Origin of the sequence: Ethanoligenens harbinense YUAN-3, assembly GCF_000178115.2 — a bacterium.
Taxonomy (GTDB): domain Bacteria; phylum Bacillota; class Clostridia; order Oscillospirales; family Ethanoligenentaceae; genus Ethanoligenens; species Ethanoligenens harbinense.
The window spans coordinates 726,024-749,766 of record NC_014828.1 but is presented as its reverse complement, the minus strand read 5'-3'; the positions used below and the strand labels follow the sequence as shown (position 1 = coordinate 749,766).

The following is a 23,743-nucleotide window of genomic DNA, read 5'->3' as shown; positions in this document are numbered from 1 at the left end:
CGCCCGAAACATGCCTGCCGACAGGCAGGATGCCGGATTTTTCAGAAGAACACGCCGTTGTTTTCCAGTTCGTCCAGCAGGTCGCCCACGATATCCACGTTATACGGCGTGATAATGAACGTACTGTTGGCCACGCGCTTGATCTGGCCGTTGTTGGCATACGCCACGCCGCTGAGAAAATCAACGATCCGGCGCGACACATCCTTGTTGGTGGACTCCAGATTGAGCACCACGGTGCGTTTGTCGTTGAGGTGATCGGCCACGCCCACCGCGTCGTCGAAGCGCTCCGGCTTAATGAGCACTACCTGAAGCTGCGCCGTAGTGTGGATGTTGACCACTTTGTTGTTGCGGCGGACATCTTCGGTGCGCGCACCCGCTTTATCCGGCGCTTTCGCCAGCAGATCAACTTCTTCTCCCATATCCTCGTAATCTTCTTCTTCTGCGGTCATAAAATTTTTGAGTTTTTCCATCAGGCTCATCGCCGTCTACCTCCTGCAGTGTATGGTCTTATCTTCTGCCAAAAATCGCGGTTCCAACCCGCACCATTGTGGAGCCTTCCTCGATTGCGATATCAAAATCACCGGACATCCCCATGGAGAGGATGTGCATAGATACATTATCCGATTTTTTGGGTGCAATGTCAATAAACAGTTTGCGCATTGCCCGAAAATAGGGGCGAACCGCCTCTTTGTCGGCGCAGACGGGGGGGACGGCCATCAACCCGCAGACCCGCAGATGGGGAAAACCGGCCGCCGCTTCCAACAGCGCGGGCAGGTCCTGGGGCGGCACGCCCGATTTGGCTTCCTCACCGCCGATATTGACCTCGATGAGCACATCCATCCGCAGGCCGCGTTTGGCCGCCTGCTTGTCGATCTCCTCCGCGAGATGGACGCTGTCCACCGACTGGATCATCGCCACTTTGTCAATCACCTGCCGGACCTTGTTGGTCTGCAAATGGCCGATGAGATGGGCGCACTGCCCTTCGCCCAAGCGGATGTCCGGCAGCTTGCCGAGCAACTCCTGCACGCGGTTTTCACCGAATACGCGCACGCCGTGCACCAGCGCGGCATTCACATCCGACGCAGGCATGGTCTTGGTTACCGCCACCAGCGTGACCGCGTCCGCACTGCGGCCGGACACGCGCGCCGCCTGCTCGATGCGCGCCCGCACGGCGTCGAGGTTGCGCGCGATTTCCTGCGCGCGCGCAGTCTGCTCACTGGAGCAATTCTCCGTCATGTAAATCATCCCTGTTCGTAATGATGGCATCATAGACCTGCAGCCTGCCGGTATCGGAAGGATCGACCGTCGAGATCGTGTAGCCGTTCCCGCTGAAAACGGGGACGATCGTGCGAAACCGGGCCGTGTCGCCGTCCTGCACGAACACGCCCTTTTTCCCGCCGATCACGCTGATATAGCGGTTGTCCACCCGCAGGCCGGTATAGCTCTGTATGATGATATGCACACTCTGGCGACGGATGACGGCCAGCTTCTGGGTCATGGAGCTGCAGAGGAAGACTGCGGCGTACTGGTTCCCCGTGGGGTTGAGCGCCAGCACGGTGGCGGGCACCGCATCCTCGCTGGAAAGTGCAAAACGCAGATCCACCTGCCCGTTCTCGGCCAGCCGGTGCGCCTCGTTTGGCGTGAGGAGCGCAGCGACATACCATTCAAAGTCCGACACGACCTTGCCGGCCGCGCCAGAAGGCGGCGTCACCTTTTCCGTCAGGAGCTTCTGCACATCCGCCGGTTTGATGGACGCGATATTTGCGACGTTATACGCGCCCTCATACCCGTCCGCCGTCTGCACAAAATAGCCCGCGACCGGAGCGGTGAGCGGCTGCCCGGCCCCGCCGATCTTCGCTTTGAGCGCATCCGCTTGCTTTTGCAGGGTGGCGATGGCGCCGCCGAAATCGCTGACGGCGCCGGTAGCAAGCTGCTTGCGGTTGAGATAATTCAAGAGGCTGGTACCCGCGTCTGAAAGGCCATCCAAGTTGGAACCGGCGGTCTGATCGGCCAGCCGGAGAAAATCCTCGCGCAGCGCCGCGTCCAGCACGCTCACATCCGTCACACCCGCGCTGCCGGTATCGCCCAGATTCTGCAGACGGGTGATCTGGTCCTGCACGGCCTGGAGCGCCTGCTCGTTCTGCGCGTCCTGCTCGGTGGGGTAGATATTGGCCACCACACCGCCTTTGGACACCCGTTCGCCGTTATCGCGCGTATAATCAATGACGCCGGACGCCGTGTTCTGCAACAGCGTTTCCTGATGCAGCGCGACGGCGTCGGCGGTGATGCTGTCCTGCACGGTGGAGATCGTGACCCGCTGCGTGCGCACGGGGTGGTAGAGCGCCCGGTAGGCCTGGTACCCGACATAGGTGAGCAAAAACAGCGAAAGCCCCACGCGCAGCAGCCATTTGAGCGAGCTGTTCATGTGCATGGCCGTCAGACGTGCTCTTTAGCGGGCGCGGTGGCACTGTCCAGAATGGAGACCGGGCGCACCGGAATCACGGTGGAGATGGCATGCTTATAGACCAGATCCTGCTTGCCGTCGCTTTCGAGGATCACGGTGAAATTATCAAAGCCTTTGACCACGCCTTTGAACTGATACCCGTTGGTGAGAAAAATGGTGACGGGAATCTTGTCCTTGCGCACCTGGTTGAGAAATACGTCCTGTAAATTCATTGCCTTCTGCATATTGTTTCCTCCAAAGAGACCGGCCCGTCCGAAAGCAGGGAATGATGCCTTTCTGCACGGCGGAAGACCGCTCCGGTTTTGTGTACAAGCACCAGAGAGTATTGCCTAATTATAGCATAGAATGCGCGCATTATCTATGCCGCGCACGGCCTGTTCACAAATTATTTCAAAATTTCCCATTCCGATTTCAAGCCAGAGGATGTCTTTTTCGCGGCGAAACCAGGTCATCTGCCGCTTGGCATACCGCCTGGTGGCGCGCTTGACGGCCTCCACGGCGTCTTCCAGCGCGCATTCCCCGCGCAGGTATCCCGCCAGCTCCTTGTAGCCGATGGCCTGCATAGCGGTGCCGCCCCGCACATCTTCGCGCGCAAAGAGCGCTTTTGCTTCGTCCAACAGGCCGGCGGCCATCATCCCGTCCACCCGGGCGTCGATCTTCGCATAAAGCGCGGCGCGGTCGGCGGCATACAGCCCGACGCGAAACGTGCAGTAGGGCGAAGGCGCCAGCCGGGAACGGCGCTGAAGCTCGGACATGGTGACGCCGTCGGTCTCATAGACCTCGATGGCGCGAATGATGCGCCCGATGTTGTGCGGGTGCAGCCTTTCGGCGGTTTCCGGATCAAACGCCGCCAGCTTTGCCAGCAGAGACTCCCCACCCCGCTCCTCCGCTTCCCGCCGCAGGCGGGCGCGCAGCGCGTCGTCCCGCCCGGTCTCCTCAAAGGCGCGCCCGAGCAGCAGCGAATCGACATACAGCCCGGTGCCGCCGGCCACCACGGGCACCCGCCCGCGCGCGTGGATATCCGCGATGCACGCGCCCGCCAGCGCCACATACTCGGCCACGCTGCATGGCTGCGCCGGGTCACGCATACCGATGAGATGGTGCGGCACGCCGCGCCTTTCCTCCGGCGTGGGCTGCGCGGTGCCAACGGCCATGCCCTTGTAGATCTGCATGGAATCCGCCGAAACCACCTCGCCGCCGTAATGCAGCGCCAGCTCCACAGCCAGCCGGGTTTTGCCGCTGGCGGTGGAACCCACCACGGCGAGGACGGGAATCTGCTCCAACGGCGCACCTCCTGTTTCATCCAAAGTATAGCATCCGCCGCCGGCGCCGAATACTGCAATGTTTTAGAAAAAGCCCGCACAGCCAGGTCATGCCCGGCCGAACTGCTTTTCGATCTCCCCGCGCGTGAGCACGAACGCCACCGGCCGGCCGTGCGGGCAGTAGCGCACATCGTCCAGCTCCAGCACGCGCTTTGCCAGCCGGGCGGCCTCCTCCGGGCCGGTTTTGTCTCCGGCCTTGACGGCGGCACGGCAGGCCACCGAATGGTACAGCTCGTCGATACGCTCGGGTGTGAGATCTTTGCCGAAACCCGCCAGCTTGCCCGCCAGTTCCTCCACGGCGGGAACGATCTCGCTCTCGCGCAGATAAACCGGCGCGGAACGCACCAGCACCGTGGCGCCGCCGAAATCCTCCATATCGAAGCCCGTCTCCCGCAGCAGCGCAAAATTTTCGAGCACCGCCGCGTATTCTTCTCGCGCAAGCGTGACCGCCCGGGGCGCCAGCAATAGCTGCCCTGCCGCCTGCCCCTGCTTTTTGATTTCCTCATAAAGGATACGCTCATGGGCGGCGTGCTTGTCGATGAGATAGAGGGCGTCGCCTTCCTCCACAAGGATATAGGTCTCAAAGCACTGCCCCACCACGCGCAGCGCGGGAGGCTGCACACCCTCCTCCACGGCGGGCGGTGCGGTGACGACCTGCTCGGACACGGTTTGCTGCGGGCTGCCTGTTTCCACCGGAACATCCGGATGTGTGGAAAGCCCGCCCGTGTGCGGAACGGTATGGCCCGCCTCCGGCGCGGCACCGGGGGCAGCCACGGGAGAATCCACCGCCCGCGCGACCGTTTGCCCGCCTGCTTTCGACAACGGAGATGCCCGGAATGCGGAAGCGGGTCTGTCGGGCCACTTCGGCAGCGCGGGCGGCAGCGAGAGCTCCGGCTCCGATGCTTCCACCCGGCCACCCGCCACGGGGGTATAGGCCGTGACCGCGCCCGCGCGCATGGTGCCCATTCCGTGGTTTCCGGGCGCGAAATGCAACTGGCTGCCGCCCGGCGCCGCGAACGGGGCGGGTTTGGCCTGCTCCGTTCCGGGCAGCCGCAGGGCGGGGCGCGTGTCTTTTTCGGCAATGGTGTTCTTCACCGCGTAATAGACGGCCTCGAACACGGCGTGCTCGTCGGCAAATCGCACCTCCGTCTTGGCTGGGTGGACGTTCACATCCACCAGAGCGGGCGGCAGGGCGATGTGCAGCACGCAACCCGGAAAACGCCCGACCATGATGCTGCCCTTATACGCCTGCTCAAGCGCCGCCATCGCCGTGCGGGATTTGACCAGCCGCCCGTTGAGGAAGAAAAACTGCATGTTGCGGTTGGCGCGGGCGCTCACCGGTTTGAGAACAAAGCCCGTGATCCGCACGCTGCCCAGCGCATAGTCCACCGGCAGCAGATCGCGCGCGAAATCGCGCCCCAGCACGGCATGGACGGCGGAGAGCAGCTTGCCGTCCCCCGGCGTGTGGAGTTCCTCGCGCCCGTCTTTGATGAATTTGAGCGAGATTTCCGGATGTGAAAGCGCCAGCCGTTCGGCCACGGCGCGCACGGCGTTGCCCTCGGTGACGTCTTTTTTGAGGAATTTCATCCGCGCGGGCGTATTGTAAAACAGGTCGCGCACGAGGATGGTAGTGCCCTGCGGACAGCCCGCCGGGCCCTGCTCAAGCACCTCGCCGCCCGCAAGGGCGATGCGCGTTCCCTCCAGTTCGTCCGCCGTGCGGGTGATGAGCTCCACCTTCGACACCGCCGTGACAGACGCCAGCGCCTCGCCGCGGAACCCCAGCGTGCCGATAGCCTCAAGGTCGCCGTCGGTATGCACCTTGCTGGTGGCGTGACGCAGAAACGCGGTGGCGACGTCCTCCGCCGGGATGCCGCTGCCGTCATCGGTGACGCGGATGAACCGCACGCCGCCGTTCTGGATCTCCAGCGTGAGCGCGGCCGCCCCCGCGTCGATGGCGTTTTCCAGCAGCTCCTTCACCACGGAAGCGGGGCGCTCCACCACTTCGCCCGCCGCAATTTTTTCCGCCACCGCTTTGGGCAGAACCTGAATCCGGTTCATCCGTCCACCGCCTTTCTATGGAATCTGGAATCACTCTAACACAATTTTATGCGTCGTCTTTTGCAATGCGGCAAAGCTCGAACAGCAGGTTGAGCGCCTCGATGGGCGTGAGCGCGTTGGCGTCGATGCCACGCAGCCGCCCCAGCACATCCTCCGCCTTGGGGTTCATCAGCGCCATCTGCGCAGGCGCGGCTTCGACGGCGGCGCGCTTCCGCCCGGCGGGAACCGCCACCGGCTGCCCGGCTTCCAGCTCGCGCAGGATTTCCCGGGCGCGCGTGACCACGCGGGCGGGGATGCCCGCCAGCTTGGCCACCTCGATGCCGTAACTGTCGTCCGCGCCGCCGGGAATGATGCGCCGCAGGAAGGTTAGCTCCTCGCCGTGCTTTTTGACCGCCACGCTGTAGTTGCGCACGCCGGAAAGCTGGTCTTCCAGCACCGTCAGCTCATGGTAATGGGTGGCAAACAGCGTTTTTGCACCGCAGCGTTTGAGGTCGGCCACATGCTCGACCACCGCGCGCGCGATGCTCATACCGTCGAACGTGGAGGTGCCGCGCCCGATCTCGTCGAGCAAAACAAGACTGTTTTGAGTGGCGTTTTCCAAAATGGAGGCCACCTCGGTCATCTCCACCATGAAGGTGGACTGCCCGGAGGCAAGATCGTCCGACGCGCCCACGCGGGTGAAGATGCTGTCCACCACGCCAATGTGCGCGGCAGACGCGGGCACGAAGCTGCCGATCTGCGCCATGAGCGTGATGAGCGCCACCTGCCGCATATAGGTGGACTTGCCCGCCATGTTCGGCCCGGTGATAATGGCCACACGGTCGCCGTCCATGTCGAGCTCGGTGTCGTTGGGCACGAACGGAACACCCGAAAGGATGGCTTCCACCACGGGATGCCGCCCGTCTTTGATGGAAATGCGCCCGTCCACCCCGAGATCGGGGCGGCAGTAACGGTTCATTGCCGCCGCCTGTGCGAAGGAACAGAGCACATCCAGCCCCGCCAGCGCGCCGGCCGTGGACTGGATGCGGTGGAGCTGCTCCGCCACCTGCCGGCGCACTCCGTCGAACACATCGTACTCAAGCTGCACCACACGCTCTTGAGCGCCCAGCACGCGGCCCTCCAGTTCCTTGAGCTCCTGAGTGATGTAGCGCTCACAGTTTGTAAGCGTCTGCTTGCGGATGTAATCCTCCGGCACCTGCGCGATGTTCGATTTGGTGACCTCGATGTAATACCCGAACACGCGGTTATAGCCGATCTTGAGGTTTTTGATGCCGGTCTTTTCCTTTTCCCTTGCTTCGACCTCGGCAAGGAAACCCTTGCCCCCGCGCATGATCTCGCGCAGGCTGTCGATCTCCGCGTGGTAGCCGGGACGGATGAGCCCGCCCTCCCGCACTGAAACGGGCGGGTCTTCCTCGACGGCTTTGGTAATCAGCTCAAAGAGATCGGGCAGAGGGTCGATGTTGCGGGCAATATCGGACAACAGGCGCGCCTTGCAGGGCGCGACGCGTTCTTTCAGCCCCGGCAGCCGCCCGATGGTTTCGGCCAGAGCACGCAGCTCCCGGGCGTTGGCGGTGCCGTAGACGATGCGTGTCATCAGGCGCTCGAGGTCGTGCACGCCGTCGAGGATTTCCATCACGTCCTCGCGCAGCACCGCATCGGAAAACAGCTCGTCCACCGCCGCCAGACGGCGCGTGATGGGGCCGGGGTGCAGCAGCGGCTGCTCGATCCAGGCCCGGAGCAGGCGCTTGCCCATGGCCGTTTTGGTGCGGTCGAGCACCCAGAGAAGTGTGCCGCGCTTCTCCCGCCCGCGCAGGGTCTCGCAGAGCTCCAGATTGCGGCGGGTGGAGAGATCCAGCCGCATAAACTGCGCGTCACTGTAGACATCGAGCTGGTTTAAGCGCTCCAGCCCGGTGATCTGGGTTTGCCGCAGGTAGGCAAGCAGGGCGTTCAGCGCGCGGACGGCCGGCTCTTTGCCGTCGAGTTCCAGCGCGGCGGCGTCCGGCTTGCCAAACTGCGCGCAAAGGGGCGCAACGTCCGGCGAGAACGCTTCTTCCTGCGGCTGCGTGACCGACGCGCCCAGCCGTTCCCTCGCAAAGCGCTCCACGCCCGCCAGCGCCAGCGAGCCGCCGTTGAACAGAACCTCGCGCGGGGCAAAGCGCCCCAGCTCGCCGGTGAGCTTGACATCCAGTTCCTCGCCCGCGAGCAGCGTGGCGTGCGCCTCGCCGGTGGATACGTCCGCAAAGACCACGCCCGCCTGCCCATCCCGCACACAGACGGCGGCAAGGTAATTATTGCGCGACTCATCGAGCATGCTGCCCTCGATGACGGTGCCGGGCGTGACCACCCGCACGATCTCCCGCTTTACCAGCCCCTTGGCCAGCTTCGGGTCCTCGGCCTGCTCGCAGATGGCGACCTTGTAGCCCTTTTCCACCAGGCGGGCAATATAGTTTTCGCAGCTGTGGTAAGGCACGCCGCACATCGGCGCGCGCTCGTCCAGTCCGCAGTCCTTGCCGGTGAGCGTCAGTTCCAGCTCGCGGGAGGCCAGCCTGGCGTCGTCGAAAAACATCTCATAGAAATCGCCCAGACGGAAAAACAGAATTTCGTCTTTATGCTGCTCTTTCACCGCCATATACTGCCGCATCATCGGCGTCATGTCCGCCATCCCGCACTCCTCCGTCTTTCCGTCTGTTTTCGATCAATGGCAGCCGGGGCAGCCGCCGCAGTCGCCGCCGCAACCGTCTGCGTCCACCTCGCCGCTCACGGCGCGCTGGATCATATTGTTGATCTGCATCAGCAGGCCGTTGAGCTCGCTCTGCGCGGTATGCAGCTCGGCCATCAGCGGTTCGGCCATCAGCGCATCGTAATCCGCCGAAAGCGCTTTGCGCTGCTCGATGAGCGCGGCCGGGTCCTTCACCGGCTGCCGCATGGCGGTGGAAAGCTGCTCTTTGCGGACATTCCACGTCTGTATGCGGCTTTGCAGCGCCCCATCGGCCTCCGCCGCCGCGCGCGCCGCCTGCAGCCGTACGCAGCGCGGGTCCCGCGAGATGGTCTCGACGAGTTCTTTTGCCTTTTCGATCGCGTCCATTCAGACATTCTCCTTTACCGGGACCTGCTTGGGCTCGCCGAGCAGTGTCACGCCCTTCACCTCGGTGAAGGATACCTCGTAAAATCGGCCGGCCGCAGGCGCTGGGAACGACACGGCCACGCCGCTGTCGGTATGTCCGGCGGCCAGCCCGTTTTCCACGTTTTCGGCCAGCACCCGCCCGGCCATGCCCACGTGGGACTCCAGAAACGCGCGGCTTTTCACGCCCTGCGCGGCCAGCAGTTCCTCAAACCAGCGCGCCTTTTCCTCGCGGGCCACGGGGTCGGGCATCTCGGCCGCCGGAGTCCCCTTCCGGGGCGAATACAAAAACGTGTAGAGATTAGCGAAGCCAACCTCTTCCACCAGCGCGAGCGTCTGTTTGAAATCCTCGCAGGTTTCGCCGGGAAAACCGACGATCACATCGCTGGTGAGGCACAGGCCGGGAATGGCCGCTTTCGCGTAAGCGACCAGCTCCCGGTACTGCGCGGCGGTATAGCCGCGGTTCATCTGCCGCAGGATACGGTCGCTGCCGGACTGGAACGGCAGATGCAGACGACGCGAAATCTTCGGGTTGGCCGCGATGGTGTCGAACAGGCGATGCGACGCGTCCTTGGGGTGCGAGGTCATGAAATGCAGGCGGAACTCCCCGGGCAGGGCGGCCAGCTTTTCAAGCAGCTTTGCAAAATCCCAGTCGTTTTGCAGATTTTTTCCATAGGAATTGACATTCTGCCCAAGCAACGTGAGGTCTTTCACCCCCGCGGCAAGCAACTCCTCCGCCTCACGCAGCACCTGCTCCGGCGCGCGGGAATGCTCTCTGCCGCGCACATACGGCACGATGCAATAGGTGCAGAAATTGTTGCAGCCGTTCATCACCGGCAGCCATGCGGTATAAGCGCCGTCCCGCCGGACGGGCACGCCCTCGACCACGCCGTTCTGCTCCTCCAGGTCGAACACGCGGCCGTTTTCGGTCAGCGCGCGCCACAAAAGCTCCGGAAAACGCGGCAGCGCCCCGGTGCCGAACACCAGATCGACGTACGGATAGCTCTGTTTGATCTTTTCGGACACATGCCGCTCCTGCATCATACAGCCGCAGAGCGCGATGAGCATGTCCGGCTTTTTCGCCTTGAAGCCTTTGAGCGCGCCCACGTTGCCCAGCACGCGCTGTTCGGCGTGCTCACGCACCGCGCAGGTGTTGAACAGCACCAGGTCGGCGTCTTTCGGGCTGTCGGTGAAAACATAGCCCATTTCCGAAAGCATGCCGCTGAGTTTTTCACTGTCGCTCACGTTCTGCTGGCAGCCATAGGTGCGCACATACGCTTTTTTCGGCGCCGCGCCCCACAAGCCGCGCACCCGCAATGCATATTGCCGCTGCGTTTCCCAGCCCTTTCCGGGATTTTCTTCCCGCAATTTATTTTCTCCCAATATCCTGTATCCTTAAATCATTTTTGTTATTCCGCCGATACGCCAAACAGGCTGGAAAGCAGCGCCTTGCCGCTCTCCGTCCGGAAATATTTTTCACCGATGGAGGCGGCGGATTCCTTCGACAGGCCGTCTTCCTCAATATTCACCAGAAAATCGGCTTCGATAAGAGCCTGAAAATCCGGGCCGTCCACCTGTGTGTAGCTGTGGTGGTGCCCCACCAGAAAATACACGCGCTCGGCCATTTCGACCGGCACGCCCAGTTCTTCCAGAATGGCGCGCGCCACCGGCGGGCCTTCGATCTCCTGATACCGGCCCGCGGCGGAATGGTATTTCGCTTCGGCGTTGTGAATGCCGATATCATGCAGCACGGCGGCCATCAGCAAATTGGCACGCACGGGGGCGGGCATTTCCTCGTTTCCACCGATCATCTGCGCATAACCATACACTTTCAGCGCGTGGTCGATGCGCCTTGTGTCGCTGCCGTTATAAGAGGCCATGCGCAACAACAGCGCGGCCATCAACTGTTTACTCATCATTCAATCCCCTATATACGCAAAACCGCGCCCGCCGCTCCGGACGAATCCTATCTTTATTATAACGATAATTGCAACCGGCGCAAGCCCCCGGCATGGAACACGCTCTACGAAAAAATACGAAATCATGCCCAAAGAGCTTGACACCGGGCACAAAAGATATATACTAAACATATAGTATTACTAATCGTTGGAGGAACATCATGAAACTGTCTACCAAAGGACGCTATGGATTGCGCGCACTGCTGGATCTGGCCGTGCATGCCGACGGCAGCCATGTTTCACTGTATAACATCGCCGACAGGCAGCAGATCTCGGTCAACTATCTGGAACAGGTGTTTTCCCAACTGCGCAAGGCCGGCTTTGTCCGCAGCGTGAAGGGCGCGCAGGGCGGCTATGCGCTGGCCATGCAGCCGCAGGAGATGACCATCGGCGGCATCCTGCGCGTGCTGGAAGGTAGCCTGCACATCGCCACCGAAGAAACGTCCGGTGAAAACCCGTTGCAGGACTGTATTAAAAAGTATGTATGGGACCGCATCAACGACAGCATCGACCAGGTGGTGGACTCCATCACGCTGGGCGACCTTGTGGAGGAATACCGCAGCGGGCAGGATTACACCATGTTCTACATCTGACCCCTCACCCCAAGCATGGCGTTTCCGATACAACGAGCAGAACAGAAAAGAGGATGACCATGCCAAAGCAGGAAATCGCCACGGAAAACGCGCCCGCAGCCATCGGCCCGTATGCACAGGCCACGCGGTCCGGCCACTTCGTGTTCACGTCCGGGCAAATCCCGGTGAACCCCGCGGACGGAACGATACCGGCCGCGGTGGAGGACCAGGCCAGGCAGGCTCTGGCAAACCTCGGGGCCGTGCTGGAAAAAGCGGGCGCCGGTTTGGAAGATGTGGTGAAAACCACAGTATTCATCCGGCATATGGAGAATTTCGCCGCCGTCAACGCCGTGTATGCCGCCTTTTTCAAAGAGCCGTATCCGGCACGTTCCTGCGTGGAAGTGTCCGCTCTGCCAAAGGGTGTACTGTTGGAGATCGAGGCCGTCGCGTCCTGTTGACGCTCGCCGCGCACGCGCCCGCATATGCCTGCCGACCCCCGGCGGCGGCAGGACTGTATCATTTGGAGGTAAATCACTATGGCGAACATCGCAAAAAATCTCACTGACCTGATCGGCAACACCCCCCTGCTGGAACTGACGGCCTACAACAAACATAACGGGCTGGAAGCCACCATCGTGGGCAAGCTGGAATACTTCAATCCCGCCGGCAGCGTGAAAGACCGCATCGGCTATGCCATGATTAAGGACGCTGAGGAAAAGGGTCTCATCAAAGAAGGCAGCGTGCTCATCGAACCGACCAGCGGCAATACCGGCATCGGGCTGGCGTTCGTCGCGGCGGCCAAAGGCTACCGGCTGATCCTCACCATGCCGGAGACCATGAGCGTGGAGCGCCGCAACCTGCTCAAAGCACTGGGCGCGGAACTGGTGCTCACCCCGGGCGCGGCGGGCATGAAAGGCGCCATCCAAAAGGCCGAGGAACTGGCGGCGCAGACACCCGGCAGCTTTATCCCGCAGCAATTTAAAAACCCGGCCAACCCGGCCATCCACCGCGCCACCACCGCCGAGGAGATCTGGCGCGACACCGACGGCGCCGTCGATATCTTCGTGGCGGGCGTGGGCACCGGCGGAACGGTCAGCGGCGTGGGCCAAGGCCTGAAAGCCAAAAAACCGGGTGTGAAGATCGTGGCGGTGGAGCCATCCGATTCCCCGGTACTGGAAGGCGGCAAACCCGGCCCGCACAAGATCCAAGGCATCGGCGCCGGCTTTGTACCCGATGTGTTCGACCGCAGCGTGGTGGACGAGATTCTCCCCATCACCGGCGACGACGCTTTCGCCGCTTCCCGCAGCCTGGCCAAAGATGAGGGCCTGCTGGTGGGCATCTCCTCCGGTGCCGCCATCCACGCGGCCACTGTGCTGGCCAAGCGCCCGGAAAACAAAGGAAAACTGATCGTGGCGCTGCTGCCGGACACCGGCGAGCGGTATCTCTCCACTACATTGTTCCAGATCGACTAAAACGTTCCGCTTGTATATGCAAACCGATAGCGGGCAGCCTGCATAGGCTGCCCGCTATCGGTTTGCATGATTGATACAACCTGTCGAAAAGACCGCAAAGCGATACATCCCGCCGCTCCGGCGGGCACGCGCCGCCGGAGCCCCCCTTTGGCTGCGGTCTGCGGCAAACGGACTGCGATGCCCGGGGGCAAAAGATGGACGGCGGCCGCCGTCCTCTTTGAATCATGTCAGAGCATCCACAGCGGGATGTACGTCACACCGCCGCGCACATCGAGCGTCTCGCGTGTGATGACCAGCCCACCCGTATGCGAAAACGCGCGGCAAAAAGACTGCAGCGCACGCGGACTCTCCTGCCCGGCATCCAGCCCTGTCAGGAACTGCACCGGCAGCATCTGCCCGCGCCTCTCCAGCACGAACACCGCCTGCTTTTTGGCGCTGCGCCAGTACCAGACCCGTCCGCCGTTTTTCTCCGCGAACTCGAACAGCATGGTCAGCACCGCTTCGCGGCAGGCGCGCGCATGTTCCTCGGGAGTAAACGTGTTCCGGTGGAGCAGCGCATGCTTCATCCCGCAATCGCGCAGATAGAACCGCTTATTCTTGCGCAGCACGCCGGCCATGTTTTCCTTATAATATTCGCACACAACCGCGATTCGGTCATCCGAAAGCAGCCGCAGGTGATGCATTACCGTCACCGTGTTGAGCGAGAGATATTTGCCGATGCCCGCATAGGCCTGCTCCCGCCCTTCCAGAAACGCCAGATAATACAGCAGTTTTTTGAGCTTTTCGGGGGACTTGATGGCATAATTGCTCAGCAGGTCGCTGTAGAGACTGTGCTCGATCATTTCATCAAACAGGCGCCGGTGCCACGCGGCCATATCCCGCGCGGCGAAATACCCCGGATATCCCCCGGCCAGCAGGTATTGGTTCAGAATGTTCCGCTTGCCCGCCCGGAACGGCTCCAGCGCGCCCGCCTGCTCCCGCAGCGCGCGGGCATACGCCTCGGGCTGCGCGAACACATCAAAACCGGGCAGGCGGCTTTTGTAGGCCGCATGGTCGAAGTCCGCTTCATGGTATGTGCAGTAAAACTCCAGAAACTGCGGCGCGCAGAGCGGCGCCACACTGCATAGCCGCGCTTTTTCCTGCAGCGCCTCGCTGCCCGGCGGAAACAGGAGCTGCGGCATGGGCGCAGCCACCAGGAAGCGGAATCGCCAGCCTTTTTCACGGCAGCGCTGGACGAAAAGCCGCCAGCCGCGCACACGGTGCGCCTCATCAATAAGCACATAGACCGGCTGTGCGAGCAGCTCCGGCTCCTCCCGCAGCACGCCCGTGCAATACGCCATCACCACATCCTGCGCGTGCAGATTGTGGATGAACAGCGAGGGGTCGTCCCCGCTGAAAAACAGGATGCGCTCCCGCGGCACCTTCATCTGCAACAGGTAGTGTACCGCCTGAAACAGCAGCGTGGTCTTGCCGCCGCCGCGCGGACCGGCGAGCGCGATGGTCTTTTCCCCGCCTAGTTCCTTGACGATCTGCGCAAACTCACTGCGGATGGTTTGATGTAACAGGTCCGGCTCGACCCCGTCCCCTCTCCACCACGGGTTGCAAACATGGAGACAGTCTATCAATGTCATGCCGACACCCCGATACGCCCATTGGAACAAACGTCACGCGTCTGCCGGACGTTCCGTGCCCGGCAGACGGACCGGCGGCAAAATGCCCGCCGGTCCCGTTTCAATATAGCATATTCGTCCAGCACAGTCAACAAACCGGGCATTTTTGCCACCCGCATTCCTCAGACGTCCAGAACCTCCGAGATTGTCACGTTTCGCAGCGTATGGTCATCCCGCAAACTGATGATGCGCCCCTGCCACTCGCCCGAAAGCACACGCACCGACGGGCGTATGCAGCAATCCGCATAATTGCGCACCACGATGGCGCTCATCCCATTGCTCAGGCGGACGACCGTTCCAAGCGGGAACGCCGCCACCTTGCGGACGAATGTTTCCACGCAGAGCGGGTCGAAATGCGTTCCCGAGCCGCCCATGATGTATTCCATCGCGTTGGAGGCCAGGATGGCACGCCGGTACGGGCGGTCGGAGTTCAGCGCGTCATAGACGTCGGCCACCGCGATGATGCGGGCAAACTCCGATATCTCTTCGCCTTTCAGACCATAGGGATAGCCGGTCCCGTCATAGCGTTCATGGTGCTGCAGCACGGCCACATAGGAAGTCACCGGCAGTTCGCTGTGGTCACGCAGGAATTCATACCCGAGCGCCGCATGCTTGTTCATCTCCTCCATTTCCTCATCGTCCAAGGGGCCCGGCTTATCCAGAATTTTTTTGTCGATGAACACTTTGCCGATATCGTGCAGCAGCGCGCCCAGACCCAGGCGGATCAGTTTCGACTCCGGAAACCCGAGGGAAACGCCCATTACCAGCGATAAAACCGTCACATTGACCGAGTGGAAAAATGTATAGTCGTCGAACACTTTCATGTCCACCATGTTTATCATGGCGTTGCTGTGGGACAAAATTTCCTCGATCATGCGGCGCACGATGGCCTTGGTGTTTTCCATCGCGTCGCTCACATTCCCCTGTGCGCGGGTGATGATGAACGTGTCGCGCACGGTCGTCACCGCTTTCATGCGCAGCTCCTGGTTGACTGTCTCCTGGATCTCGATATCACCGGAAAGATTATCGCAGATGTAAACCCCGTGATACCCCAGGGCGAGGATGCGTTCTATATAGGATTCCTGCAGTACCTGCCCATTTCCCAACAGCAGTTCGCCGTTTTTCCCGTACAGGTCACGGCCCAGCGTCATGCCGTTACGCAGGCAATACACAGAAATAAATCTCATCGAAAAAACCTCTTCAATCAATTCGTTCCAAATCGACACTCCGTCGCAGCAGATACACAAAGCGCCCGGATTCAGCGGACCAAGACCGCTTTTTGACCAAGAGATTCACCTGACATTCCCCATGGGTATGAAGAATATAAAAATACATATATCTATATCGACTTTTTTCCGCAAAACTAGAGGGGCATTCTGTTTTTTCAATAAAATAGTTGAAGACGACCGGTACGCATGGCAAACCGCCGCCTTTATGCACAACAACCCGGGCGCATTCATTGCTTTTTTGTGCAAACAATGGTATGATTTTGACATAAAACAGTTGGAAACCATCCCTTTCACCGTATCCCGCAAACCAAATCGCATAAAGCAAACACACCAAACGGAAAGGATGAGCAGCATGTTTGAATTATCCGGAAAAGTGGCGGTGATTACCGGCGCTTCCAGCGGCCTGGGGGCCGACGCGGCGCGCGCCTATGCCGAGCAGGGCGCAAAAGTGGCTTTGCTGGCGCGCCGAAAGGACAAACTGGACAACGTGGTGGCCGAGATCAACCGCACGCGCAAACACGCGATCGCCGTGCAGTGCGATATAGCCGATGAAAGCAGCGTGCAGGCCGCCGTGGACGAGGTGCTCGAGCGGTACCATACCATCGACATCCTGCTCAACGACGCGGGCATCGCCATTCCCGGTTCGGTGGAAACCCTGACCGCGGAGCAGTGGGATCTTGCGATGGGCACCAATGTCAAGGGCATTTTCCTGATGTGCAAATATGTTGTGCCGGTGATGAAAAAACAGAAATACGGCAAGATCGTCAACATTGCGTCGGTCAACGCCGTGCTGGCCGACAAGGACCCTCGGATGGTGCGGCATGTATACAATGCCTCCAAAAGCGCCGTGGTGGGGCTGACGGTGGGCATGGCCGCTTCGCTGGGGCAGTTCGGCATCACGGTCAACGCGCTCGGCCCCGCCCTCTTTGAGAGCGAGATGACGGCAAACACCCTCTTCAAACAGGAACAGTTCCTCAACGCCTACAACGCGCTTTGCCCGGCTTCCCGCCCCGGCCGGCGCGGCGAACTCAACGGACCGATCCTGTTTTTGTCTTCGGACGCGTCAAGCTATGTCAACGGCCAGCTGCTGCTGGTGGACGGCGGCATTTCCATCGTATAAACCGCCCGCACGGCAGCACGTTCCGTGCTTTCTGACAACCGTTTTGGACACTTTGCCAAACAGGGAGCGGTCCGCTCCCTGTTTTTTTGTTCTTCCCACAGGCCGCCGCATCTAAAATTTACCTGCCAGGCGTGCTATAATAAAACAAGAAAAAGCCCATCATATCATCTGGAGGGATACGCATGACAACCGCCGTGATCTACTTTTCCAAATCCGGCATGACCGCCACGGCAGCAAAGCACATCGCCAAAGAGCTGGGCGCGCCTGTGGAAGGCATCGTCCGCCTCGGGAACGGCGGCGTGTTTGCCTTTTTTCAGGAGATCGCGCAGTCCCTTTCGGGAAAGCAGCCCGAGATCCAGCCGCTTTCGCTGGATGTGTCCGCCTATGACCGCATCATCATCGGTACGCCGGTGTGGGCCGGGCATGTCAGCTCTCCGGTCACCAGTTTTCTGGCGCAATATGGCGGCGGCATCCAGTCGGCGGCGGCGTTTATCACCCACGGCGACGCGAAAAATCCTTACAACGGCGTGTTTGAGCAGCTTCAGACCATGCTTGGCAAAAAGCTGGACGCCACCTTTTCCGTTTCCAGCCGGGATGTCAAAACCGGCGCATATGACCTGTCGCCTTTCCTGGCAGCCTTACGCGCGGAATAGCCCCCGCATCCGCTTTTCCGGAATCCGGGGCCGCGCGTTCTGGGCCGGGAAGGGCATCCATACCTTATAGGAGAACGAATCATGTTTGAATATATTGCCGAAAACGGCAGCTACCGCAATCTGTATCGGGGCGAATGGGCACACGGCCACAGCGGCGCCATCACCGTGAAAGCGCCGGCCGACGGCACGGTTCTCGGCACCATCCCCTCTTTGCAGAAAGATGAGATCGACCTCTACCTGCAAAGCGCCAGAGACGCGCAGAAGATCTGGGCGGCAAAACCTGTGAACGAGCGCGCCCGCATCCTGCGCAAAGCCGCGCAGATTCTGGATGAAAACGCGGACGAGATCGGCGGCGTTTTGTCCGAGGAGATTTCCAAAGGGCTTTCCTCCGCTGTCGGCGAGGTGCGCCGTACGGCCGATTTCATCCGTTTCACCGCCGACCAGGGGGAACTGGCGGAAGGGCGCAGCGTGGGCAGTGAAAACTTCCCGCACTTTCAAAAAGACAAGATCTCGGTGGTCACACGCGTGCCGCTGGGCGTGGTGCTGGCCATCTCGCCGTTCAACTACCCGATCAACCTGGCCGCTTCCAAAGTGGCGCCCGCGCTTATCGCGGGCAACAGCGTAATACTCAAGCCTCCCACGAGCGGCGCCATCAGCGGCCTGCACCTGGCGGCCGCGTTTAAAGAGGCCGGACTGCCCGACGGCGTGCTCACCACCGTGACCGGCCGCGGCAGCGAGATCGGTGACTATCTGGTCACTCATCCGCTGGTGGATTTCATCAATTTCACCGGCAGCAGCGCGGTGGGCAAACACATCGCGGAGATTGCGGGCATGGTGCCGCTCTTGATGGAGCTGGGCGGAAAAGACGCCGCCATCATTCTGAGAGACGCCGACCTCGATCTGGCCGCCAGGCTGATTGTTTCAGGGGCATACGGCTATTCCGGGCAGCGCTGCACGGCGGTGAAGCGCGTGCTGGCGGAGGACGACATTGCGGACGAACTTGCCGGGAAGATCGTGGAGCAGATCGGCAGGCTGCGCGTGGGGCAGCCGCGTGAAAGCGCGGACGTTACACCGCTCATCAACACCCACGCGGCCGACTATGTGCAGGAGCTCATCGACGACGCGCTGGCCAAAGGCGCCAAACTTCTCATCGGCAAAAAACGAGAGGGCAACCTGCTTTACCCCACCCTATTCGACCATGTGACCACCGACATGCGCCTGGCGTGGGAGGAACCGTTCGGCCCCGTGCTGCCCATCATCCGCATCCGGGACGCGGACGAAGGCATCGCCATCTCCAATCGTTCCGAATACGGCCTGCAGGGCGCCGTCTTCACCAAAGACATCAACAAGGCGTTCTACGTTGCTTCCCGGCTGGACGTCGGCACCGTGCAGATCAACGGCAAACCGGAACGCGGCCCTGACCACTTCCCGTTTTTGGGTGTGAAATCCTCCGGCATGGGCACCCAGGGCATCCGCTACAGCATCGAAGCCATGAGCCGCCCGAAAGTCATCGTCATCAATTTCCAGAATTCCTGAAAAGGCACGGCTCCGTCCGCATACCGCCCGCCCATGCCGGATATGCTAATCATAACCGGATGCATAAATGGGAGGCGGTTGGGTTTGGTGGCTGTTTTATTGAAAAAAGCGGGCGCATTCAACACGGTATGGAACGAAGATCGTCCCGGCCGGCGAAAGGTCATCGCAGCCTGCCTGTTCGCAGTTTCCCTCGCGCTGACACTCTGGCAGGCGCGCAACGCGCTGCGCTACGGCTGGAAAACCGTGCGCGGTTTGCTTGCATGAATACACGGACGGAAGCCCCGCACGATCGGAATCATCGTGCGGGGCTTCTTCATGCTAAAATCCATATCTATTTCGTTGCGGGCCCCCCGTGCCTCTTCTGCTCAAGCAGCTCGTCTTTCTCAAACAGGCAGCGGAACGTGCGCCCCAGGATGCGCCAGTCGTTGCCAAACGAAAAGCCCCGCACATACTCCCGGTTGATCGCCATTTTGGCGGGCAGGATCTCGTGTATGTAGCAGTCCTCCGGGTCGGCGGCGCCCGCGAGCAGGTCATTCTCATGGCGGTAGGCAATGGCCACCGGGGAGGTCATACCCGGGCGCAGGAGCAGCGTGGCAAAATCCTCCGGCGTGTAGTGCTCCACATAGTGCGGCACCTCGGGACGCACGCCGATGATGGACATCTCTCCCATGAGCACCTGCCAGAACTGCGGGAATTCGTCAAAATTCGACGCACGCAACACCTTGCCCACGGCGGTGATGCGTACATCGCCGCTGCCCACCGTGATCTCGCCGGAGCGGTCGGCCCCCACGCGCATGGTGCGGAACTTGAGCACCCAAAACGGCCTGCCCATCCGTCCCACACGGAGCTGACGGTAAAACACCGGCCCCGGCGAGGTGCATTTGACGGCGACGGCCGCCGCCAGATAGAGCGGCAGCGGAATCAACAGGCACACAAGCGCGGCAAACACGTCCAGCGCGCGCTTGGCCGCCTGACCGGCGCGGTGTCTTGCCAGATGGGTTTTATAGGGCGCAAGCGCCTCATTTTGCATGGCGCGCGCAAATCTCCCGAACGGCTCCTGCAACATAACGCACATCCTCTTCTGTCATGGACGGGTAGAGCGGCAGACTGATGATCTCCTCAAATATGCCCTCCGCCACCGGAAAATCCCCTTCACAGGTGCCGTAATGCTCCCGGTAGAACGGGTGCAGGTGCACCGGGATGAAATGCACGCTGGTGCCGATGTTGTAATCGTGCAGTTCCTCGATGAACGCATCCCGCCCGATATCCAGCTCGTCTTTCTTCACGCGGATGATATAGAGATGCCAGGCGTTACGCCCCAGGCCGCCGTCCACCGGCGGGCGCACGCCGCGCACATCCCGAAACAGGTCGCTGTATAATCCCGCATAGGTTTCCCGGCGCTCCTGCATATATGCGAGCCGGTCGAGCTGTGTGAGCCCCAGCGCCGCCTGCAGGTCGGTCATGTTGTATTTGAAGCCGGCGATCTCCACATCATACCGCCAGGAACCGCCCTTTGCGTAGCGGTTCCACGCGCCGCGGCTCATGCCGTGCGACACGAACACCCGCGCGCGGTCGGCCAGTTCCGCGTCGTCCGTTACCAGCATGCCGCCCTCGCCGGTGGCGAGGTTTTTGGTAGCGTAAAAGCTGAACGCAACGGTGTGTTTCGCGCCGATCCTACGCCCTTTGTAGGTGGTGTAGACGGCGTGGGCGGCATCCTCCAGCACAAACAGATCGTGCGCGTCCGCAATGGCGTCGATGGCATCCATGTCGCAGGGCTGCCCGGCGTAATGCACCGGAATGACGGCCTTGGTACGCGGTGTGACCGCGCGCGCCACGGCGGCGGGGTCGATGCAGCCGGTATCGGGCCGCACATCGGCAAACACCGGCGTGGCACCCACATGGCAGATGACGTTGGCGGTGGAGCAGAAGGTCATCGGCGTGGTGATGACCTCGTCCCCCGGGCCGATGCCTTTGGCCGCCAGCGCCGTATGGAGCGCCGCCGTGCAGGAGTTGACACCCACGGCGTGCCGCCCGCCCACGAACGTGCCGAACGCCTGCTCAAACTCGCCGGTTTTCGGCCCGCGCGACCACCAGTTGGAGCGGATGGCGGCCTGCACGCTTTCCAGTTCGTTGTCGTCCCAATACGGCAGACAATAGGGCAGAAATGTTTCCCGTTTTTTCAGCATCTTCCTTAGACCTTTCCGCTTGGTTTCAATCTTGCAGTGCGGCCAAGAACCGTTTGGCCAGCGTGGGGTAATCGTGGTTGCGCCGCACATAGGCGCGCCCGTTCTCTCCCATCTGCCGGCGCACGGGCGCATCCATCGCCATCAGTGTGCGCACCGCATCCGCCACGGCCCGCGGGCTGCCCACCGGCACCGTCAGCCCACAGTCCGCGTCCCGCACGGGGTTGTTGGAAGACTCCACCGCGTAGATGACCGGCTTTGCGGCCAGCATATAATCAAACAGTTTGTTGGGGCTGACTCCGTAATCGAACAGCCGCGATTTGGCAAGACCCATATAGGCCGCGTTCAATTCCGCGAGCAGCGCGCCCATCGCCGTTTTGGGCACGGGGTCGAGAAACAGCACATTCTCCGCCCCCGCCGCACGCGCCGTCAGCGCGTCCTTATGGTTTCCTTTTCCCACCAGCACCAGCTTCACCCGCACATCCCGGAGCATAACCGCCGCGTCAATGAAGGTTTCCAGCGCGTTGGCGACGGAGTGGTTGCCGGTATAGCCCACCAGAAACCAGCCGTCGGCCCGCAGAGCGCGCAGCGTCTCCACCTGCGGCACCGGCTCCGCGGGCGCGGTATTTTCTTCTTCGCGCACCACGCCGTTTGGAATATACACGAACTTGCCGACGTCATACCCCCGCTCACGGATATACCGGTCGGCGTCCGGCAGGATGGAGATGATCTTGTTCGAGCGCGCGAACGCGGCATTCTCCCCGCCCTGCAGGATGAGAATGATCGGGTTCCACCACGGCAGATTGCCCATCACCATCGGCGTGAGGGGCCAGAGGTCGTGCAGCTCGAAATACAGACGGGCGCCCGCCTTGCGCGCGATCTTCGATGCGGCGTAGATATCCACCGGGTAGGTGGAGGAAGCGATGACCGCATCCGGCCGGTAGGTTCTGGCCACCCGCCCGGCGTGCGCGGAAAGCTGGAGGCAGAACGACGCGATGTTCCGCCCGCGCCCGGCGTTGTTGCCGTGATAACGCGGCGTTTTCAGCACAACATACGGCACGCCGTCCACATCCACCTCGGTGAAACTGCGGGGCACCTCGAAATTCTGGCTGCGCAGGTGGGTGAAATCCGCCGCCACGATCGTCACCGTGTGCCCCAGCTTCTGCCATTCGCGCGCCATGAGCCACGGGCGGAACTCCATGCCCCGCACCGGCGACCCGGCGTAATGGTTGATGAGCAGGATATTCATCCGGCCGCTCCCCTTTTCGCTTCGTTCGTCTCGCCACCCGCGCGCAGGCGGATGGTGGATACCAGCGCCTGCTCCATCCGCGTTACGCAGGTCTGCCATTCAAAACGCTCCTGCACGTCGGCCCGCCCGGCGGCGCCCATCCGCCTGCGCAGATCCGCGTCGCGCGCCAGGCGCACCAGTCGCCCGGCCATCGCCTGGGCATTAAACGGCGGCACCAAAAACCCGGTCTCCCCATCGCGCAGCACTTCCTTAAAACCGTCCACCGCACTGGCCACCACCGGCACGCCGCAGGCCAGCGCCTCCACCGCCGAAACACCGAAACTCTCGCTGTCGGACACGCTGGGTGCGCAGAAGATGTCCATCCTGCGCAGCACCTCCGGCACCTGCTCATGCGGCACCGCGCCAAAGAAACGCGTACGCTTCTCCACGCCCAGACAAACCGCCAACTGCTCCAGCGCCTGCCGCCTGGACCCGCCGCCGTAGATCTCCAACCGCACATCCAGATCGGAAAGCTGCGGCAGAACGCAGGCAAATGCGCGCAGCAGCACATCCACCCCATATTTGGTTTCCAGCGCCTTGACGATGCCGATGGTCAACCTGCCGTCCCGCACGCGGGGAGGATCGGCGGGCGAGAACACCCCCGTGTCCACGCCGAACGGCGTGATAAACGGCGGGCGCGTCTGCGGGCAGAGCTCTTCCACCCGCATGGCCATCCGCTCGCTGGTAGAGGCGACAGCCGTGGCCGCGCGCAGATTACGCACCACGATCTGCCGATGAAACGGGCTTTTCCGCGGAAAATCGTACACATCGCTGCCCCACACTGAGAGCAGCACGGGCGCAAAGCCGCTGCGCCGGGCCAGCGTGCCGTATCCGGTGGCATAATGCACATTGAGCACCTGCGGTGCGAACGCCGCCAGCCCTTTTTTCAATGCGCAGGTCGCGCGCAGGTATCCACCTCGCAGATAATATACGGGCACGTCCGGTGAAATAGAACCTGCCGGCGCGGAGTGCCTTTCCATTGAGAACAGCGCCACCGCATGCCCGCGTGCCGCAAGCGCGCTCACCCAGCGGGCGGTGTGAATGGAAGAAGCCGCCGATAGCAACGCAATGCGCATGTCCTGACCTCCCATCCGTTT

Annotated in this window: 23 protein-coding genes; 7 read left to right on the top strand and 16 right to left on the bottom strand. The window is 61.7% G+C overall.

Features of this window, described 5'->3' with window-relative positions; all coding sequences use genetic code 11:
• Positions 1-41: 41 nt before the first annotated feature.
• From ETHHA_RS03520 to ETHHA_RS03475, 10 genes are all read right to left on the bottom strand, one after another.
• On the bottom strand, positions 42-479 hold the full coding sequence (locus ETHHA_RS03520; protein WP_013484636.1) for a cell division protein SepF: 438 nt from the start codon (positions 477-479) through the stop codon (positions 42-44).
• 28 nt (positions 480-507) lie between these two features.
• Positions 508-1,236, bottom strand: a complete 729-nt coding sequence (locus ETHHA_RS03515; protein WP_013484635.1) for a YggS family pyridoxal phosphate-dependent enzyme — start codon at positions 1,234-1,236, stop codon at positions 508-510.
• On the bottom strand, positions 1,214-2,425 hold the full coding sequence (locus ETHHA_RS03510) for a biotin/lipoyl attachment domain-containing protein (protein ID WP_041686630.1): 1,212 nt from the start codon (positions 2,423-2,425) through the stop codon (positions 1,214-1,216). Before ETHHA_RS03510 ends, ETHHA_RS03515 begins: the two co-directional genes overlap by 23 nt.
• A gap of 11 nt (positions 2,426-2,436) precedes the next feature.
• Complete coding sequence (gene hfq / locus ETHHA_RS03505; RefSeq protein WP_013484633.1) at positions 2,437-2,688, bottom strand: RNA chaperone Hfq; 252 nt, start codon at positions 2,686-2,688, stop codon at positions 2,437-2,439.
• Positions 2,689-2,793: 105 nt separating this feature from the next.
• Positions 2,794-3,771, bottom strand: coding sequence for a tRNA (adenosine(37)-N6)-dimethylallyltransferase MiaA (gene miaA, locus ETHHA_RS03500; RefSeq protein WP_242822092.1), 978 nt, complete (start codon positions 3,769-3,771; stop codon positions 2,794-2,796).
• A 63-nt stretch (positions 3,772-3,834) separates the two neighbouring features.
• The gene (mutL, locus tag ETHHA_RS03495; protein WP_013484631.1) at positions 3,835-5,844 is read right to left on the bottom strand and encodes a DNA mismatch repair endonuclease MutL; all 2,010 of its coding nucleotides are present in this window, start codon (positions 5,842-5,844) and stop codon (positions 3,835-3,837) included.
• Between the two features lie 46 nt (positions 5,845-5,890).
• Positions 5,891-8,506: a DNA mismatch repair protein MutS gene (gene mutS, locus ETHHA_RS03490; RefSeq protein WP_013484630.1), complete on the bottom strand. Its 2,616-nt coding sequence runs from the start codon at positions 8,504-8,506 to the stop codon at positions 5,891-5,893.
• Positions 8,507-8,539: 33 nt separating this feature from the next.
• A complete protein-coding gene (locus ETHHA_RS03485) occupies positions 8,540-8,929 on the bottom strand; it encodes a YlbF/YmcA family competence regulator (protein WP_013484629.1) in 390 nt (129 codons plus the stop codon).
• Complete coding sequence (gene miaB / locus ETHHA_RS03480) at positions 8,930-10,348, bottom strand: tRNA (N6-isopentenyl adenosine(37)-C2)-methylthiotransferase MiaB (protein ID WP_106919189.1); 1,419 nt, start codon at positions 10,346-10,348, stop codon at positions 8,930-8,932. It lies immediately after the preceding gene.
• Positions 10,349-10,374: 26 nt separating this feature from the next.
• The gene (locus ETHHA_RS03475) at positions 10,375-10,884 is read right to left on the bottom strand and encodes an HD domain-containing protein (protein WP_242822091.1); all 510 of its coding nucleotides are present in this window, start codon (positions 10,882-10,884) and stop codon (positions 10,375-10,377) included.
• 200 nt (positions 10,885-11,084) lie between these two features.
• Here ETHHA_RS03475 and ETHHA_RS03470 point away from each other — a divergent pair, with 200 nt between their 5' ends.
• From ETHHA_RS03470 to cysK, 3 genes are all read left to right on the top strand, one after another.
• Entirely contained in the window at positions 11,085-11,516 is a 432-nt protein-coding gene (locus tag ETHHA_RS03470; protein WP_013484626.1) for an RrF2 family transcriptional regulator, read from the top strand.
• A gap of 59 nt (positions 11,517-11,575) precedes the next feature.
• Positions 11,576-11,953 (top strand): RidA family protein, encoded by a 378-nt coding sequence (locus ETHHA_RS03465; RefSeq protein ID WP_013484625.1) that lies wholly within the window; start codon positions 11,576-11,578, stop codon positions 11,951-11,953.
• 78 nt (positions 11,954-12,031) lie between these two features.
• Entirely contained in the window at positions 12,032-12,967 is a 936-nt protein-coding gene (gene cysK / locus ETHHA_RS03460) for a cysteine synthase A (RefSeq protein ID WP_013484624.1), read from the top strand.
• 227 nt (positions 12,968-13,194) lie between these two features.
• On the opposite strand, the gene ETHHA_RS03455 is transcribed toward cysK, so the two are convergent.
• Both ETHHA_RS03455 and ETHHA_RS03450 read right to left on the bottom strand, forming a co-directional pair.
• Positions 13,195-14,598 carry an ATP-binding protein gene (locus ETHHA_RS03455; protein ID WP_013484623.1) on the bottom strand — a complete coding sequence of 468 codons (1,404 nt, stop codon included), beginning with the start codon at positions 14,596-14,598 and terminating at the stop codon, positions 13,195-13,197.
• Positions 14,599-14,759: 161 nt separating this feature from the next.
• Complete coding sequence (locus ETHHA_RS03450) at positions 14,760-15,824, bottom strand: HD-GYP domain-containing protein (protein ID WP_013484622.1); 1,065 nt, start codon at positions 15,822-15,824, stop codon at positions 14,760-14,762.
• Between the two features lie 394 nt (positions 15,825-16,218).
• On the opposite strand from ETHHA_RS03450, the gene ETHHA_RS03445 reads away from it, so the two are divergent.
• The 4 genes from ETHHA_RS03445 (at position 16,219) to ETHHA_RS03430 (ending at position 19,439) form a co-directional block, all read left to right on the top strand.
• Positions 16,219-16,986, top strand: a complete 768-nt coding sequence (locus ETHHA_RS03445; RefSeq protein ID WP_013484621.1) for an SDR family NAD(P)-dependent oxidoreductase — start codon at positions 16,219-16,221, stop codon at positions 16,984-16,986.
• 182 nt (positions 16,987-17,168) lie between these two features.
• Complete coding sequence (locus ETHHA_RS14375) at positions 17,169-17,639, top strand: flavodoxin family protein (protein ID WP_013484620.1); 471 nt, start codon at positions 17,169-17,171, stop codon at positions 17,637-17,639.
• Positions 17,640-17,720: 81 nt separating this feature from the next.
• Complete coding sequence (locus ETHHA_RS03435; protein WP_013484619.1) at positions 17,721-19,175, top strand: NADP-dependent glyceraldehyde-3-phosphate dehydrogenase; 1,455 nt, start codon at positions 17,721-17,723, stop codon at positions 19,173-19,175.
• 84 nt (positions 19,176-19,259) lie between these two features.
• Positions 19,260-19,439, top strand: a complete 180-nt coding sequence (locus tag ETHHA_RS03430) for a hypothetical protein (protein WP_013484618.1) — start codon at positions 19,260-19,262, stop codon at positions 19,437-19,439.
• A gap of 67 nt (positions 19,440-19,506) precedes the next feature.
• Here ETHHA_RS03430 and ETHHA_RS03425 read toward each other — a convergent pair whose 3' ends face one another.
• Genes ETHHA_RS03425 through ETHHA_RS03410 form a run of 4 tightly spaced genes read right to left on the bottom strand, consistent with a single transcriptional unit; the run spans position 19,507 to position 23,722 of the window.
• Positions 19,507-20,205 (bottom strand): sugar transferase, encoded by a 699-nt coding sequence (locus ETHHA_RS03425; protein WP_159033349.1) that lies wholly within the window; start codon positions 20,203-20,205, stop codon positions 19,507-19,509.
• On the bottom strand, positions 20,195-21,361 hold the full coding sequence (locus tag ETHHA_RS03420; RefSeq protein WP_013484616.1) for a DegT/DnrJ/EryC1/StrS family aminotransferase: 1,167 nt from the start codon (positions 21,359-21,361) through the stop codon (positions 20,195-20,197). The genes ETHHA_RS03425 and ETHHA_RS03420 overlap by 11 nt, the downstream gene beginning before the upstream one ends.
• A gap of 25 nt (positions 21,362-21,386) precedes the next feature.
• The gene (locus ETHHA_RS03415; RefSeq protein ID WP_242822090.1) at positions 21,387-22,706 is read right to left on the bottom strand and encodes a glycosyltransferase family 4 protein; all 1,320 of its coding nucleotides are present in this window, start codon (positions 22,704-22,706) and stop codon (positions 21,387-21,389) included.
• Positions 22,604-23,722 (bottom strand): glycosyltransferase, encoded by a 1,119-nt coding sequence (locus tag ETHHA_RS03410; RefSeq protein WP_013484614.1) that lies wholly within the window; start codon positions 23,720-23,722, stop codon positions 22,604-22,606. Before ETHHA_RS03410 ends, ETHHA_RS03415 begins: the two co-directional genes overlap by 103 nt.
• Between the last annotated feature and the right edge of the window lie 21 nt (positions 23,723-23,743).